Here is a 15,606-nt window from a genome sequence, read left to right as displayed (position 1 = left end):
ACTGCAGGGGGGACCCTGTGGGAGAGTAGGACGCCGCCGAACAATCATTGTGGGAAAGCCCCGCACCTCTGGTGCGGGGCTTTCCTGCGTTCAGGACCCTTTAGGCAGGGGGCAGGCCCTTTGTAAAAAGCCTGCCCCGAGTCCGGCCGCGATCGGCCGGACTCAGAGGCGACCGGCGGCCTTGAGGGCCAGGTAGGCGTCGGCCAGCGCCGGCGCGAGCTTCTCGGGCGTCTCGTCGACAACCGTGACGCCATGGCGCTGCAACTGCTCGGCCGTGCGGCGCCTCTGGGCCTGGGCCTGTGTGCCGGCCGCGGCGTCGTAGACGCCCTCGACCGAGCCACGCGTTCCGGTCATGCGCTCGATGTGCGGGTCGGCCACGGATGCCACCAGCACGGTGTGGCGCTGGGTGAGCTGCGGGAGGACGGGCAGCAGGCCCTCTTCGATGGGAGCGGCGTCGAGGTTGGTCAGAAGAACGATCAGGGACCGGCGGGGAGCGTTCTGCAACGCGGCAGCGCTGAGGCCGCGGGCGTCCGTCTCGACCAGCTCCGACTCCAGCGGCGCGAAAGCGTTGACGAGCGCGGGCAGGATGTCGCCGGCGGAGCGGCCCAGGACCTGAGCACGGACGCGGCGGTCGTACGCCAGCAGCCCGACCCGGTCGCCGGCCCGTGAAGCCAGTGCGCTGAGCAGCAGTGCGGAGTCCATGGAGGCGTCCAGGCGCGGCACGTCTCCCACCCGACCGGCTGATGTCCTGCCGGTGTCGAGGACGATCAGGATGTGCCGGTCCCGCTCCGGTCGCCACGTACGCACCGCGACCGTGGATCTGCGGGCGGTGGCCCGCCAGTCGATGGAGCGGGTGTCGTCACCGGGCACGTAGTCGCGAAGGCTGTCGAACTCGGTGCCCTGTCCGCGGATGAGGACACTGGTGCGACCGTCGAGCTCCCGCAGTCGTGCCAGCCGTGAGGGCAGGTGCTTGCGGCTCGTGAACGGCGGCAGCACGCGTACCGTCCAGGGAACATTGTGCTTTCCCTGCCGGGCCGCCAGTCCCAGAGGCCCGTAGGAACGGACAGTGACGTGTTCTGCGTGGCGGTCGCCGCGTCGCGTGGGGCGCAGGGCCGTCGTGAGACGACGACGCTCGCCTGCCGGGACGGTCAGTGTGTGGCGGGCCGCCGCCTGCTCGGTCCCCGGGAGCCAACTGCTGGGAGGCCAGGCGTCGCGGAGATCGGCGCGTAGACGGCGGCCGGAGGGATTGGTGACGGTCAGAACGACTTCGGCTGCGTCACCCAGTCGAACTGACGTGTCGCCGCTTCGGGTGAATCGGAGCGTTCGTACTGGCGCGGCGAGGGCGTAGTCGCACAGGATTGCTAGTGAGAGAGGCGCGTTGACAGCGAGCATCCCCGTCCAGCTCGGGGCGAGGATGCCCACGGGGAGAGAGCCGAGAGCGGCGAGGAGCGCGGTTCTTCCAGTGAGGGCCATGGACAGCCTCAGCGGGGTACGGGGACGTGGGCGAGGATCGCGGTGATGACGGAGTCGGCGGTGACTCCTTCCATCTCCGCCTCGGGCCGGAGTTGGAGCCGGTGCCGAAGGGTGGGCAGGGCCAGGGCCTTCACATCATCGGGGATGACGTAGTCGCGTCCGGTGAGCCAGGCCCAGGCGCGGGCGGTGGACAGCAGGGCCGTGGCGCCTCGAGGTGAGGCGCCCAGAGTCAGCGACGGGGATTCGCGGGTGGCACGGCAGATGTCGACGACGTAGGCGGCGATCTCCGCTGAGACCGAGGTCTTGGCCACGGCGGCGCGGGCGGCCTCCAGCTCCGCAGGGCCGGCGACGGGACGCACCCCCGCCGCATCGAGGTCGCGCGGATTGAATCCGTCGGCATGCCGGGTCAGGACGTTGATCTCGTCCTCGCGGGACGGAAGGGGGACGGTCAGCTTGAGCAGGAAGCGGTCCAGCTGTGCTTCCGGAAGGGGGTAAGTGCCCTCGTACTCGACAGGGTTCTGAGTCGCCGCGACCAGGAACGGCTCGGGGAGCGGGCGGGGGGTTCCGTCGACCGTGACCTGGCGCTCCTCCATTGCTTCGAGGAGCGACGACTGGGTCTTGGGCGGCGTGCGGTTGATCTCGTCGGCGAGCAGGAGATTGGTGAACACCGGGCCCGGCTGAAAGGAGAACTCGGAGGTGTGCGTGTCGTAGACAAGAGACCCGGTGACATCGCTGGGCATCAGGTCGGGAGTGAACTGGACGCGCTTCGTGTCGAGTTCGAGCGAGGCGGCCAGAGCGCGGACCAGGAGCGTCTTGGCGACGCCGGGCACTCCCTCGAGGAGGACATGGCCGCGGCAGAGCAAGGCCACGACGAGTCCGGTGACAGCGGGGTCCTGGCCGACCACGGCCTTGGCGATCTCGGTGCGCAGGGCCTCCAGGGAGGCGCGGGCGCGGTCCGAGTTCTCGGCTGTCTCGGGGGACGGGGCGCTCATGAGGTGCGTACCTCTCTTTCGAGGGCGTCGAGTTGGTCTGCGAGTTGGACGAGGCCGCTGTCATCGGTCGGGGGTGCGCCGAAGAGCAGCTCGCGGATGTTGCGCTCCCCCTCGGGGAGGTGGGCCGAGAGCGCGGGAAGCAACGCTTCGGGTGAGTGGGTGTCGGCCGCCGATACACCGAGGAGCGGGGCAACCCGGTTCCTGGTCGCGGCGCGGAGCGAAGCGGCGGCACGGTCGCGCGCGTTCACCTTGCGGTAGAGGCGGGCGCGTCCCTCGGTGGCCTCCGAGGCACGGATGGTCACCGGCAGCCGCTCGGTCACGAGCGGGCCGAGACGGCGACCGCGCCAGACGGCGGCGAGGACAGCGGCCACGGCGAGTTGCAGCGTGCCCCACAGCCAGCCGCCGGGGATGAGATCGAAGAAGGCGTCCTCGCCGTCGCCGGAGCCGTCGTCATCGAGTTCACCGTCGGACGACCCTGCCGCGGAGGGGTCGTCGAGCGAAGGGATGTACCAGACCAGCTCCGGGCGGGAGCCCAGGAGCTGCAGTGCCAGGGAGGCGTTGCCGTGCTTGTCGAGACGGTCGTTGTAGAGGATGTCAGGGGCGCCCAGAAGGACGGTGTCGCCGTTGTCGGTACCTTCGAGCCTGAGCAGGGAAGGGAGCCCGTCCACGAGGTAGCAGCCATCGGCCGGGGACGCGTCTGTCGAGTAGCGTTCACCGCCGAGATCGGCACTGCCCGCGCTGCGGGCGGCGGGCAGGTCGCACTGCGGGCTGCGGACGGAGACCTCGGTGGGGAAGTCGACGTCGACGTCGGGAGCCAGGTTTTTGACGGAGGCCGGGCCGGGGGCGATCAGTACCGTGCGGCCTCCGGAGGAGGTGGTGGCGGACCGCAGGCCACGTTGCTGACCTGTTGTCAGCATGTCGGGCTCCGTGACGAGGAGCGTTGTGCCGGGGCCGGCCGCGTCGGTGGCGGCATCGAGGGTGGTGACCACTCGGGTCGAGACTCCCCGGTCCTTCAGGAGCTCCGCGACGGCACGGCTGCCGTACTGGTCGGCGGAGCGCGGATCCAGTTGGCCGTGGTGGTCGCCGGACCGCAGAGCGGCCATGCCGATGCCGGCGACGACGAGGATCACGAGTGCGAGGAGCAGCCCGCGGACGCGGTTCCACACCTGGCGTGTGGAGGGCGACATGGACGTGGTGCTGCCGGTGAGCCCGGTCATTCGGCCGCTCCCTGGGCAGCGGTGGCCATGAGGGGTTTGGTGCGCTCCAGCGCGAGGTCCAGGTCCCGGAGGCGTTCGTACGCTCGCCGGTCGGCGGTGCGACCGCCGTATGTGACGTCGTCGAACGTGCGGGCTGCCGCACGCAGTTCGTCTGCGTGTTCGGGAAGTTGTCGGCCCGCCTCCGCGGCCGCCTCGTCGGCGGTGCGGCCCGGCCGGGCGTCCAGCAGAGCCCGTTCCTCCAGGGAGCGGACCATGGCACGCATCCGTTCCTGGACGGCCTGGTTCCAGCGGTCGGCGGCGGCATGCGTCTCTGCGGCAGCGCGGTGCGCGGAGGCGCTGCGCGGGCTGTCGTCGAAGAGAGAGTCCGAGACCCCGGCGGTGCGCTGGGGTTTGCCGAGCCGCCACCAGAGTGCCGCCGCCAGGGCGAGGACGACGAGGACGACGGCGATCATTCCGACCAGGCCTCCGGGGGCTCCGCCGGACGCGGAGTCGAGGAGGCCACCGAACCAGTCCCAGAAGCTGTTGAGAGCGCGCTGGAGAAGGTTCGGATCGTTCTCGTGGTACATCGGCTTCGACAGTTCCCGCTCCGCTGCCTCGCGTGCGGGAACGCGCGGTGTGTCCACCGGTACGTCGTCACTCGCCCGGATCAGCAGTGCTGCCGTGGCGCCCCCCGTGCCCAACACCGCATCAGCCCCCGGTGGAGTCGCTGCCGGGCGGCGCCGACCCGTAGCCGGGGAGGCCTGCCGCGCGTGCGAGTTCGAGGTCGAGGGCTTCGCGGCGGATCCGCTGGTCCACATAGAGGAGCACTGTCACACCGGCGGAGATCGGGTATGTGATCGACGACGCGATGACCGAACCGATGCCGGTGATGATCAGGAAGGGCCAGCCGAATTCCGGGCTCTTCCCGGTGAAGAAGTCGCCCACTGCGACGCCGCCGTCCGCGGCGAAAGCGATGATCGTGAACGGGATGGCGATGACCATGCTCACGACGAAGGTCAGCAGCACGGTCAGCAGGGAGATGCCGAAGATGCGCCACCAGGCGCCCTGGACCAGCTTGGCGGAGCGGCGCAGCGAGGTGAAGACGCCCTGGCGCTCCAGCACGAGCGCGGGAGAGGCGAGAGTGAAGCGCACCCAAAGCCAGACGACGACGGCGACGGCTGCGAGCCCGCCGAGTACCGAGAGGAGGACGCCGGCGCCGCCGATCAGGATCCCGGGCAGCACACCGACGGTCATGATCGCGGCGCTGCCCGCAGGCAGCAGCAGGGTGAGACCCAGCAGGTGGGGCAGGCGCGGCCGTGCCTCGTTCCAGGCCTCGGCGAGGGTGACGGGGCGTCCGAGCACCGAGCGGCTGATCACGACGGTGAGCAGTGCGATGGTGAGCAGCGTGCCGATCACCACGATGAGCAGGGCGGGTCCCATGGCGAGCAGGCTCGCCTGCAGCGAGTCGACCGACTGCGCCAGGGTTTCCTCGGGCGTCGCGTTGGGGTCGATGTCGGGAGGCTCGGGAAGGAGATAGCGCTCCACGAGGATGCTGCAGATCTGGGAGACCACCGAGAGCGTGATCGTCACGCCCAGGACGGTGCGCCAGTGCGCGCGCATCGTCGACACCGCGCCGTCGAGGATCTCGCCGACGCCGAGAGGGCGGAGCGGGATGACGCCCGGCTTCGCGGCCGGAGGCCTGCCCCAGCCGCCGTCGTGGTGCCGGCCTCCTCCCCAGTGCGGCGGCGGAGGAGCGGGGGCCCTGCCGGGCCCGACCGGAGCGGACCACTGTCCGGGAGGGGGCTGCTCCTTGGACCACTTCGAGGGGGGAGCGCCTCCGTCGGCGGGCGGAGCGGGGTGCGGCACGCCGGCGTTCTGCCCGTCGGAGGGAGCCGACCCGGGCGATGCCCAGCCCGGAGTGTCGTTCACGGTCGTCCACCTCATGGGTTGGTCGCGGGGCCGGCTCGTCGAGCCGGCACGTTCACGGTGCCCCGCCGCCTCGAAAGGCGGCTGGTTGGCTGCCATCGTGCCACGCGGAGACCGTCGGTGGACCGGGGGCCGGGTCACCTTCGTACCTTCATTGTCGGAGCGCCGGGGGGCAGACTGGTCGGATGGCTGATCCGTACGCACAGAACCCGGGCGTCGCCGAGCCGCCCCAGCTTCCGGTGCTCCGTTGGGACGAGCCGCCGGAAGGGCCCGTGCTGGTGCTTCTCGACCAGACCCGGCTGCCCGTGGAAGAGGTCGAACTGGTCTGCACCGACGTGCCTGCCCTGGTGCGGGCGATCCGGTCGCTCGCGGTGCGCGGAGCGCCGGTCCTGGGCATCGCCGGTGCCTACGGGGTGGCCCTTGCCGCGATACGGGGCTTCGACGTCGACGAGGCCGCGGAACTGCTGGCGAACGCGCGGCCCACCGCGGTGAACCTGGGGTACGGCGTGCGACTGGCGGCGTCCGCGTACCGGGCTGCCGTGGGCCGCGGCGCAGGCACCGAGCAGGCCGCCGGCGCTGCGCTCGCCGCCGCTCGGGAGCTGCACCGCGGGGACGCCGATGCGAGCCGTCGTATGGCCCAGCACGGTCTGGTGCTGCTGGAGGAGCTGCTGCCCGGCGGAGGTCATCGGATCCTGACGCACTGCAACACCGGAGCGCTGGTGTCCGGCGGTGAGGGAACGGCCTTCGCCGTCGCGCTCTCCGCTCACCGGGCGGGGCGGCTGCGACGGTTGTGGGTGGACGAGACGCGGCCGCTGCTGCAGGGCTCGCGGCTGACCGCGTACGAGGCGGCCCGCAACAAAATGCCCTACACGCTGCTGACGGACAACGCCGCGGGATCGCTCTTCGCGGCCGGCGAGGTGGACGCGGTGCTGATCGGTGCGGACCGGATCGCCGCGGACGGGTCGGTGGCGAACAAGGTCGGCAGCTACCCGCTGGCCGTGCTGGCCAAGTACCACCATGTGCCGTTCATCGTGGTGGCGCCGACGACGACCGTGGACCCGGACACTCCCGACGGAGCGGCGATCGAGGTGGAGCAGCGCCCGGGGCGCGAGGTGACGGAGGTAACATCCCCGCAGTCCGTGGTGGCCGGTTCCGGTAGCAGTGGGCTGTCCGTAGCCCCTCTGGGAACCCAGGCGTACAACCCCGCATTCGATGTCACGCCGCCTGATCTGGTGACGGCGATCGTCACCGAGGAGGGGACGTTGTCGCCGGTCACAGGGGGCGGGATAGCGGAGCTGTGTGCCAGGTCACGCCAGGTAACGATTAGCTAATGGGATGATGTCGTTTATGAAGGGACGAGTCCTTGTCGTCGACGACGACACCGCACTGGCCGAGATGCTCGGCATTGTGCTGCGTGGTGAAGGTTTCGAGCCGTCGTTCGTAGCGGACGGTGACAAGGCACTTGCCGCTTTCCGGGAGGCCAAGCCTGATCTGGTGCTCCTCGACCTCATGCTGCCCGGACGGGACGGCATCGAGGTGTGCCGGCTCATCAGGGCCGAGTCGGGGGTTCCGATCGTGATGCTGACCGCCAAGAGTGACACTGTCGACGTCGTGGTCGGTCTCGAGTCCGGGGCCGACGACTACATCGTCAAGCCGTTCAAGCCCAAGGAACTGGTCGCCCGGATCCGGGCACGGCTGCGGAGGTCGGAGGAGCCTGCTCCGGAGCAGCTGACGATCGGGGACCTGGTCATCGATGTCGCGGGTCACTCCGTGAAGCGGGACGGTCAGTCGATCGCTCTCACTCCGCTGGAGTTCGACCTGCTCGTCGCGCTCGCGCGCAAGCCCTGGCAGGTGTTCACCCGCGAGGTGCTTCTCGAGCAGGTGTGGGGTTACCGCCACGCCGCCGACACCCGGCTGGTGAATGTTCACGTGCAGCGGCTGCGCTCGAAGGTCGAGAAAGACCCCGAGCGCCCGGAGATCGTGGTGACCGTCCGTGGTGTCGGTTACAAGGCCGGGCCGAGCTGACATGGCCGGCGGCAGCGCTGCTCCGAAGCCCGGCCAGCCGGGGGTCCGTACGGGGCGGGCTGCCGGGCCGGGGCGTGGCTCCTCACGATTCAGCCGTCTGCGACACGGCGGACGGCTGCTCCAGGACGGTGCCCCCGGCGGGCCCGTGCCGCGGCTCGTCATGCGCTGGGTGAGGCGCCCGCTGCTGCCCGCCGCGAGGCTGTGGCGGCGGAACATCCAGCTCCGGGTGGTCGTGAGCACGCTGCTGATGTCGCTCGGAGTGGTGGTGCTGCTCGGTTTCGTCGTCATCGGCCAGGTGCGCAACGGACTGCTCGACGCCAAGGGCCAGGCGGCCCAGAGTCAGGCGGCCGGCGGATTCGCCGTGGCGCGGGAGAAAGCGAACGCCCCGATCGGTCCAGGCGGCGGGCGCGACGACTCCGCCGCCGACGGGAACGCGCGCACCTGGCGTTCCGATCTCGTGGTGCAGCTGTCCAGCGGCGGCCAGGGCGCCTTCGACGTCGTCGCGCTCAGCGCCGACGCGCAGGGGGCGGGCACCAGCCGCGCGCCGCGCACCTCCGGGGGAGTGGACCCCGCGAGCATCCCGCAGGAGCTGAGGGACGCCGTACGGCAGGGTGCGGGGACGTTCGAGACGTACCTCAGCATCCAGTACACGGACAACGTGCTCGACGCGCAGCCCGGGCTGGTGGTCGGCACCCAGCTCAACGACATCGAGGGCAATCCGTACGAGCTGTACTACCTTTTCCCGCTCGCGCAGGAGGAGCAGTCGCTCAACCTGGTCAGAGGCACCCTGGCGACCGCCGGGCTGTTCGTCGTGGTGCTGCTCGGTGCGATCGCCTGGCTGGTGGTGCGGCAGATCGTCACCCCCGTGCGGATGGCGGCCGGTATCGCCGAGCGGCTTGCGGCGGGCCGGCTCCAGGAACGGATGAAGGTCACCGGCGAGGACGACATCGCGCGGCTCGGCGAGGCCTTCAACAAGATGGCGCAGAACCTTCAGCTGAAGATCCAGCAACTGGAGGAGCTCTCCAGGATGCAGCGCCGGTTCGTCTCCGATGTCTCGCACGAACTGCGTACGCCGCTGACGACCGTGCGGATGGCCGCCGATGTCATCCACGAGGCACGCGTTGACTTCGACCCGGTGACGGCGCGTTCCGCCGAACTGCTCGGTGACCAGCTCGACCGTTTCGAGTCGCTGCTCTCCGACCTGCTCGAGATCAGTCGCTTCGACGCCGGCGCGGCGGCGCTCGAGGCCGAGCCGATAGACCTGCGCGAAGTCGTGCGGCGCGTCATCGGCGGTGCCGAGCCGCTGGCCGAGCGCAAGGGCAGCCGGATACGGGTGGTGGGCGACGAGCAGCCGGTCGTGGCCGAGGCCGACGCCCGCAGGGTCGAGCGGGTGCTGCGCAATCTGGTGGTCAACGCAGTCGAGCACGGCGACGGCAAGGACGTCGTGGTCCGTATGGCCGTGGCCGGAGGCGCCGTCGCCGTCGCGGTCCGGGACTACGGGGTAGGGCTCAAGCCCGGCGAGGCGACCCGCGTCTTCAACCGGTTCTGGCGAGCCGACCCGGCGCGTGCCCGGACCACCGGCGGTACCGGCCTCGGACTGTCCATCGCCGTCGAGGACGCCCGGCTGCACGGTGGCTGGCTGCAGGCCTGGGGCGAGCCGGGCGGTGGCTCGCAGTTCCGTCTGACACTGCCGCGCACCGCGGACGAACCGCTGCGCGGTTCGCCGATACCGCTGGAGCCGGAGGACTCGCGGCAGAACCGGGAGCGTGCCGGGTCGTCGGGGAAACCTGAGGCGAACGGGCACCGGCTGACGTCCGTGCCCGTCCAGTCGGCGTCGGACCTGTCGCCGTTGCCGCCGCGCGCCTCGACCCCCGAGGTCGATCCGACGGCGCTGCCCGGCAGCGGCTCCCGGGTGGTGGCAAGGCAGGCGGGCGAGCGGGGCGAAGCCCCGGCAGCAAGGACTTCATCGGAGCGGGAGGACACGACTCGTGGGCGCTGACACCCGTCGTTACGGGCCGGCGGGCGTTCGGCGCACAACGGCTCTGCTCGGCTGCAGCAGTGTGCTGCTGGCCGGATGCGCCTCGATGCCGGACACCGGTGACGTCCATGCGGTGAAGGCGTCGCAGCGTGCCGACTCGCAGGTGCGGGTGTACGCGGTACCGCCGAGGAAGGACGCGACCCCGGACGAGATCGTCACAGGTTTCCTCGAAGCGATGACCAGCGACGACACCAATTTCGACACGGCCCGCTCGTACCTGACGCCCGAGGCGTCCAAGAAGTGGCAGCCGGAGGCCGGCACCACGGTGCTGGCGTCGGCACCCGACCCGGGGACGCCGGTTCCCGGCCCGCGGGACACCCCGGGGATGAGCTATCCGCTGCTCGGCAGGCACATAGCCACGGTGGATTCGCAGCACGCCTACCAGCCCGTCACCCCGAGCGACTACCGCAGGACGATCCACCTCTCGCAGAAGGCCGGTCCCGACGGCAAGCAGTGGCGTATCGACAGCCTGCCCGCCGGGCTGCTGCTCGGTGCGTCCGACTTCGAGCGCAACTACCGCTCGGTCAACAAGTACTACTTCGCGTCCGGTCGCGACGTCGTGGTCGCGGACCCCGTCTACATAAGGCAGCGGCAGGATCCCGTGACCGGCATGGACCCGGTGACCCAGGCGGTCAAGGCGCTGCTGGAGGGGCCGACGAACTGGCTGAAGCCGGTCGTCGAGTCGAGGTTCCCCAGCGGCACCGCGCTGAAGCTGAAGGACGGCGTCACGTCGCTGGCGTTCGACGACCGCAACGGGCTCAAGGTGCCCCTCGACGAGAAGGCGTCCCATGTGGGGCGGGCGCAGTGCATGAAGATGGCGTCGCAGATCATGTTCACCATCAAGGACCTCTCGTCGGCCAGGCTGGAGCAGGTGGAGCTGCTGCGCTCGAACGGCTCGCAACTGTGTGTGCTGAGCGCGGGTCAGGCGGAGGGGTACGCGCCCGACCACGCCACCGGGCGCCCCGACAACCAGTACTTCGTCGACAGCAAGAAGAGGCTGGCGCTGCTGGCGGCCGGTGCGGCCGACGCCGAAGAGCCCCACAACGTGGCCGGACCGTTCGGTGACGGCCGGCTCAAGGTGGGCGCCGTCGGCGTGGCCAGGGACGAGCACAAGGCGGCCGCCGTCTCCGAGAACTTCGCAAGTCTGTTCCTGGCGTCGATCGTCTCCGACGGCGAGCTGGACGATCCCGTGATCACCAGCTCCGGCAAGGGCCTGGACAACCGCCTGTCCGCGCCGAGCTGGGACGGGCGTGGAGATCTGTGGGTGGCCGACCGTGATCCTGAGCGGCCGGCGCTGAAGCGTCTCGCGAACGGCGCGGAGGCCGCGGAGGAAGTCAAGATCGTTCCGGGCCTCGGCGGAGCGCGTATCGAGGCGGTGAGGGCGTCGGCGGACGGTGCCCGGATCGCACTGCTGCTGACGAAGGACGGCAGCACGACGCTGAAGATCGGGCGGGTGGAACGCCACGGTGACGACGACGACACGCTCGTGACCGTCACCGAACTGCGGCCCGCGGCACCGCAGATGGAGACCGTGACAGCCGTGTCGTGGGCGGGGCCGAGCCGGCTCGTGGTCGTGGGCAAGGAGGCCGGTGGCGTGCAGCAGGTGCGCTACATCCAGACCGACGGCTCCACTGTGCCCAAGGGCGTCCTGCCCGGCCTCAACCAGGTGAAGACGGTCGCCGCGTCGGACGACGAGAGCCAGCCCCTGGTCGCGTACTCGGAGGAGGACGGCATCGTGCGCCTCCCCGCCGGAGCCAACTGGCAGACACTGGTCAAGAACGGCACGTTCCCGGTCTACCCGGGATAGGGCCGCCCCGGGAGCACGTCGCGCGGGCGGACCGTGGCCCCGTGGCGGCGAGCGCGGGACGGGCTGCTCCCGCACGGGCGGGCACCGTTTTCCACAGGGGTGGCGGGCCGTTCACGGCGCGGCCACAGTGGTCCCATGCGGACGTGGTGGCGCGAAATCCGCGGCCTGGTCCTCCCGGTCGCCTGCGGTGGCTGCGGCGCGCCTCGTACACAGCTGTGCGAGTCGTGCGGGCACATGCTGCGAAGGGCGGCACGCCGGGCCAGACCGGTGCCGGAGCCGGCCGGGCTTCCGGAAGTGCATGCCGCCGCGACCTACACGGACTCGGTCCGGGCCCTGATCCTGGCCCACAAGGAGCGGGGCGCGCTCGGCCTGGCCGGGCCGCTCGGTGCCGCGCTCGCCGGAGCCGTGCGGGCTGCCGTGGGGGACTCGGGCGGGTCCGGCGGGCAACTGCTGCTGGTGCCGGTGCCGTCCGCACCCGGTGCCGTCCGGGCGCGCGGCCATGACGCGGCACGGCGGATCGCGCTGGCGGCCGCTGCCGAACTCCGGCGTGCGGGCACGGCCGCACGAGTGCTGCCGGTGCTGCGGCAGCGTCGCCGGGTCGCGGACCAGGCGGGCCTGACCGCCGTCCAGAGGCTCGCCAACGTGGCGGGGGCGCTGGAGGTACGGCACGGTGGTGCGCGCCTCCTCGCGGGCGGCAGGGCCGTGCTGGTGGACGACCTCATGACGACCGGGGCCACGCTGGTCGAGGCGGCGAGGGCACTGGGTGCCGTGGCCGTGCCGGATCCCCGTCGGCCGGTACGGGTGAGGGCGGCGGTCGTCGCAGTTCCACCGGTGTCTTTCGAAATAAACCGGAACTGACGGGGAACTTGCATCGTTGCAGGTAGTGAGAGGGCAAAAACCCCTGATCGGAGGTACCTCCGGGTAGCGGGTGCCGACACCCGTCCGAGAGAGCTATGTTCGGTTGTGAGGAATGGCGACTCGCCTGCCTCACCGAATTGGCTGCCGGATTTCCCGGCCGGGAACGAGTGGTGGCGACACTTCGAAATTGGGGTGGGTGGAGATCTTGCCGAGTGGGGAGGAGGAGGTGAAAGTCGCCAAGTCCGAGGCTCCGGGGACCACCGGGGCCTGGTGCAAGTGGGAGAAGCTCCGCAGCCGGTGAGCGGGCGGAGCGAATCCGGGAACGGAGTTCTGCGTGGACATCGTCGTCAAGGGCCGCAAGACCGAGGTGCCCGAGCGGTTCCGCAAGCACGTGGCCGAGAAGCTGAAGCTGGAGAAGATCCAGAAGCTCGACGGCAAGGTGATCAGCCTCGACGTCGAGGTGTCCAAGGAGCACAACCCGCGGCAGGCCGACCGTTCCGACCGTGTGGAGATCACACTCCGCTCACGGGGCCCGGTGATCCGGGCAGAGGCCGCAGCCGCCGATCCGTACGCAGCGCTGGACCTCGCAACCGGCAAGCTGGAGGCACGGCTTCGCAAGGAGCACGACAAGCGTCACAACCGCCGCGGCAACGGCCGCCTGTCCGCCGCCGATGTGGCTGATTCCGTTCCGGGCGTCGCAGAGCTGAGCGCCGGCAACGGCAGGCCGCTCACCGAAGAGGCGGCTGAATCCGTACCCACCACCAAGATCGGATCGATCGAGGTGCAGGGCGAAGGGCCGCTGGTGGTGCGCGAGAAGCTGCACACGGCAGCCCCGATGACGCTCGACCAGGCGCTCTACGAGATGGAACTGGTCGGTCACGACTTCTATCTCTTCGTCGACTCCGAGACGAAGCAGCCCAGTGTCGTCTACCGCCGACACGCCTACGACTACGGCGTCATTCACCTGGAGACAGATCCCTTGGCCGGGTCGGAGGCCGGCGGCGCCGGAGGCGCACTCGGCGGCTGACGCCGAAATCCCGGGCCGACCCCGACGGCAGGAATTCGGTGCCCCTGGAGCGCCTCGTGCGCCCCCAGGGGCACCATCGTGCGACCACAGGATCACCGCTCCGACGTCCGGGCATGAAAGCATGACGTCGTAAGCCAACCGGTGCGCCCCGCACTGACGTTGGTGAACCACACATGCTCTTCGGGCCACGGCCTTCAGGGGGAGGAACGATGGCGGACGGTTTTGGTCCGGTACACGGCAGCGCGGGCCACCCCGGTGAAACGCACACGGACAGCGAAGTGCACGGCAACGAGGACGCGTGCGGTTCCGGCAAGGAGCCCATCCGGGTCCTCGTCGTGGACGATCACGCGTTGTTCCGGCGAGGGCTGGAGATCGTGCTCGCGCACGAGGAAGGCATCGAGGTCGTCGGCGAGGCGGGCGATGGTGCCGAGGCGGTGGACAAGGCGGCTGACCTTCTGCCCGACATCGTGCTGATGGATGTGCGCATGCCGAAGCGGGGCGGCATCGAGGCGTGCACCTCCATCAAGGAAGTCGCCCCCAGCGCGAAGATCATCATGCTGACGATCAGCGACGAGGAAGCCGATCTCTACGACGCGATCAAGGCCGGTGCGACTGGCTATCTCCTCAAGGAGATCTCCACGGACGAGGTCGCGACGGCCATCCGTGCCGTGGCTGACGGGCAGTCGCAGATCAGCCCGTCCATGGCGTCGAAACTGCTCACCGAGTTCAAGTCGATGATCCAGCGCACCGACGAGCGCAGGCTGGTGCCGGCGCCGCGACTCACCGACCGGGAGCTGGAAGTACTCAAGCTCGTGGCCACGGGGATGAACAACCGTGACATCGCCAAGGAGTTGTTCATCTCGGAGAACACGGTCAAGAACCACGTGCGCAACATCCTGGAGAAGCTGCAGCTGCACTCCAGGATGGAGGCCGTGGTCTACGCGATGCGGGAGAAGATCCTCGAGATCCGGTAGAGATCCGGTAGAGGACCGACAGGGCGCCGGCAGAGGTCCGGTACAGGTCCGCGAGCCGGGCCGGCGACCGGAGTGCCCGCCGGCGGGCACTCCGGTCGCCGGCCCTCAGCCCAGTGCCTTGACCAGGTCCGCCTTGAGTTCGGGCCGGTCGACCCGCTCGACACGGACCGAGTCGCAGCCCACCCACTCCGCGGCCTCGCGCAGCGCCTGCGCCATCGGCGCCACGGCCTTGGGCGTTTCCATGGAGACCTGCCGGGCGACCAGCGTCTTCCCCTCGCGTGCCGGGTCGACGCGGCCCAGCAGCTTCCCCCCTGCGAGCAGCGGCATCGCGAAGTAGCCGTACACCCGCTTGGGCTTGGGCACGTAGGCCTCCAACCGGTGGGTGAAGCCGAAGATCCGCTCGGTGCGCGCACGTTCCCAGACGAGCGAGTCGAACGGTGACAGCAGGGTCGTCCGGTGCCGGCCACGCGGCGGCGACGCGAGTGCCGCGGGATCGGCCCACGCGGGCTTGGCCCAGCCCTCGACCGAGACGGGCACCAGCCCGGAGTCCGCGACCACGGCGTCGAACTGCTCGCCCTTGAGCCGGTGGTAGTCCGCGATGTCCGCCCGGGTGCCGACGCCGAGCGACTGACCCGCCAGCCGGACGAGACGGCGCCGGCACTCGGTGTCGTCCAGGTCGTCGTGCAGGACGGCGTCGGGGATCGCCCGCTCCGCGAGGTCGTACACCCGCTTCCAGCTGCGCCGCTCCGTGCACACCACCTCGCCGTACATCAGGGCGCGTTCGACGGCGACCTTCGAGGCGGACCAGTCCCACCACTCCCCGCCGTTGTTCGCCCCGCCCAGACCGGTCGCGGTCAGCGGCCCCTCCGTGCGCAGCTTCTTGATCACCGTGTCGTACGCGCCGTCGGGGAGGTCGTGGTGCCACTGCGGGCGGGCGCGGTACGCGCGGCGCCGGAAGGCGAAGTGGGGCCACTCCTCGACCGGCAGGATGCACGCCGCGTGCGACCAGTACTCGAAGCTGTGCCCGTCCGTCCAGTACGCGTCCTCGACGGTCCTGCGGCCGACGGCGCCGAGCCTCGCGTAGGGAATCAGCTCGTGCGACCGCGCCAGCACCGAGATCGTGTCCAGCTGCACGGCGCCGAGGTGGCGCAGTACGCCCCGGACCCCGCCGCGCCGGTCGGGCGCGCCCAGAAAGCCCTGGGCGCGCAGTGCGATGCGGCGGGCCTCGTCGGCGGACAGTTCGATGGTCGGCTGCGGCGTCGTCATGTCCCGCACGATAGAGGGAGCCAC

General features: G+C 70.5%; 13 protein-coding genes. 7 read left to right on the top strand and 6 right to left on the bottom strand.

The window, feature by feature from the left end; genetic code table 11:
- Positions 1-162 precede the first annotated feature (162 nt).
- The 5 genes from ACFYV1_RS22445 to ACFYV1_RS22425 are packed head-to-tail and all read right to left on the bottom strand — an operon-like array spanning position 163 to position 5,590.
- Positions 163-1,473 carry a DUF58 domain-containing protein gene (locus ACFYV1_RS22445; RefSeq protein ID WP_389397286.1) on the bottom strand — a complete coding sequence of 437 codons (1,311 nt, stop codon included), beginning with the start codon at positions 1,471-1,473 and terminating at the stop codon, positions 163-165.
- Between the two features lie 8 nt (positions 1,474-1,481).
- The gene (locus tag ACFYV1_RS22440; protein ID WP_389397285.1) at positions 1,482-2,465 is read right to left on the bottom strand and encodes an AAA family ATPase; all 984 of its coding nucleotides are present in this window, start codon (positions 2,463-2,465) and stop codon (positions 1,482-1,484) included.
- Positions 2,462-3,682: a DUF4350 domain-containing protein gene (locus tag ACFYV1_RS22435; protein ID WP_389397284.1), complete on the bottom strand. Its 1,221-nt coding sequence runs from the start codon at positions 3,680-3,682 to the stop codon at positions 2,462-2,464. Before ACFYV1_RS22435 ends, ACFYV1_RS22440 begins: the two co-directional genes overlap by 4 nt.
- The gene (locus ACFYV1_RS22430; protein ID WP_389397283.1) at positions 3,679-4,365 is read right to left on the bottom strand and encodes a DUF4129 domain-containing protein; all 687 of its coding nucleotides are present in this window, start codon (positions 4,363-4,365) and stop codon (positions 3,679-3,681) included. The genes ACFYV1_RS22435 and ACFYV1_RS22430 overlap by 4 nt, the downstream gene beginning before the upstream one ends.
- 4 nt (positions 4,366-4,369) lie before the next feature.
- The gene (locus ACFYV1_RS22425; protein ID WP_389397282.1) at positions 4,370-5,590 is read right to left on the bottom strand and encodes a glycerophosphoryl diester phosphodiesterase membrane domain-containing protein; all 1,221 of its coding nucleotides are present in this window, start codon (positions 5,588-5,590) and stop codon (positions 4,370-4,372) included.
- 182 nt (positions 5,591-5,772) lie between these two features.
- Here ACFYV1_RS22425 and mtnA point away from each other — a divergent pair, with 182 nt between their 5' ends.
- From mtnA to ACFYV1_RS22390, 7 genes are all read left to right on the top strand, one after another.
- The gene (gene mtnA / locus ACFYV1_RS22420; RefSeq protein ID WP_389397281.1) at positions 5,773-6,918 is read left to right on the top strand and encodes an S-methyl-5-thioribose-1-phosphate isomerase; all 1,146 of its coding nucleotides are present in this window, start codon (positions 5,773-5,775) and stop codon (positions 6,916-6,918) included.
- 4 nt (positions 6,919-6,922) lie between these two features.
- The gene (mtrA, locus tag ACFYV1_RS22415) at positions 6,923-7,612 is read left to right on the top strand and encodes a two-component system response regulator MtrA (protein WP_005316841.1); all 690 of its coding nucleotides are present in this window, start codon (positions 6,923-6,925) and stop codon (positions 7,610-7,612) included.
- Between the two features lies 1 nt (position 7,613).
- Positions 7,614-9,611, top strand: a complete 1,998-nt coding sequence (gene mtrB / locus ACFYV1_RS22410; protein WP_389397280.1) for an MtrAB system histidine kinase MtrB — start codon at positions 7,614-7,616, stop codon at positions 9,609-9,611.
- On the top strand, positions 9,601-11,457 hold the full coding sequence (locus tag ACFYV1_RS22405) for an LpqB family beta-propeller domain-containing protein (RefSeq protein ID WP_389397279.1): 1,857 nt from the start codon (positions 9,601-9,603) through the stop codon (positions 11,455-11,457). Before mtrB ends, ACFYV1_RS22405 begins: the two co-directional genes overlap by 11 nt.
- A gap of 135 nt (positions 11,458-11,592) precedes the next feature.
- A complete protein-coding gene (locus ACFYV1_RS22400) occupies positions 11,593-12,315 on the top strand; it encodes a ComF family protein (protein ID WP_389397278.1) in 723 nt (240 codons plus the stop codon).
- A gap of 334 nt (positions 12,316-12,649) precedes the next feature.
- The gene (gene hpf, locus ACFYV1_RS22395; RefSeq protein ID WP_389397277.1) at positions 12,650-13,342 is read left to right on the top strand and encodes a ribosome hibernation-promoting factor, HPF/YfiA family; all 693 of its coding nucleotides are present in this window, start codon (positions 12,650-12,652) and stop codon (positions 13,340-13,342) included.
- Positions 13,343-13,551: 209 nt separating this feature from the next.
- On the top strand, positions 13,552-14,316 hold the full coding sequence (locus ACFYV1_RS22390; RefSeq protein WP_389397276.1) for a response regulator: 765 nt from the start codon (positions 13,552-13,554) through the stop codon (positions 14,314-14,316).
- A gap of 105 nt (positions 14,317-14,421) precedes the next feature.
- Here the strand turns inward: ACFYV1_RS22390 and ACFYV1_RS22385 are convergent, their stop codons facing one another.
- Positions 14,422-15,582 (bottom strand): winged helix-turn-helix domain-containing protein, encoded by a 1,161-nt coding sequence (locus ACFYV1_RS22385; protein WP_389397275.1) that lies wholly within the window; start codon positions 15,580-15,582, stop codon positions 14,422-14,424.
- Positions 15,583-15,606: the final 24 nt, after the last annotated feature.

Source organism: Streptomyces sp. NPDC003023, assembly GCF_042888225.1.
GTDB lineage: Bacteria > Actinomycetota > Actinomycetes > Streptomycetales > Streptomycetaceae > Streptomyces.
The sequence above is the reverse complement of the archived record's forward strand: the minus strand, read 5'-3'. Positions and strand labels throughout refer to the sequence as shown.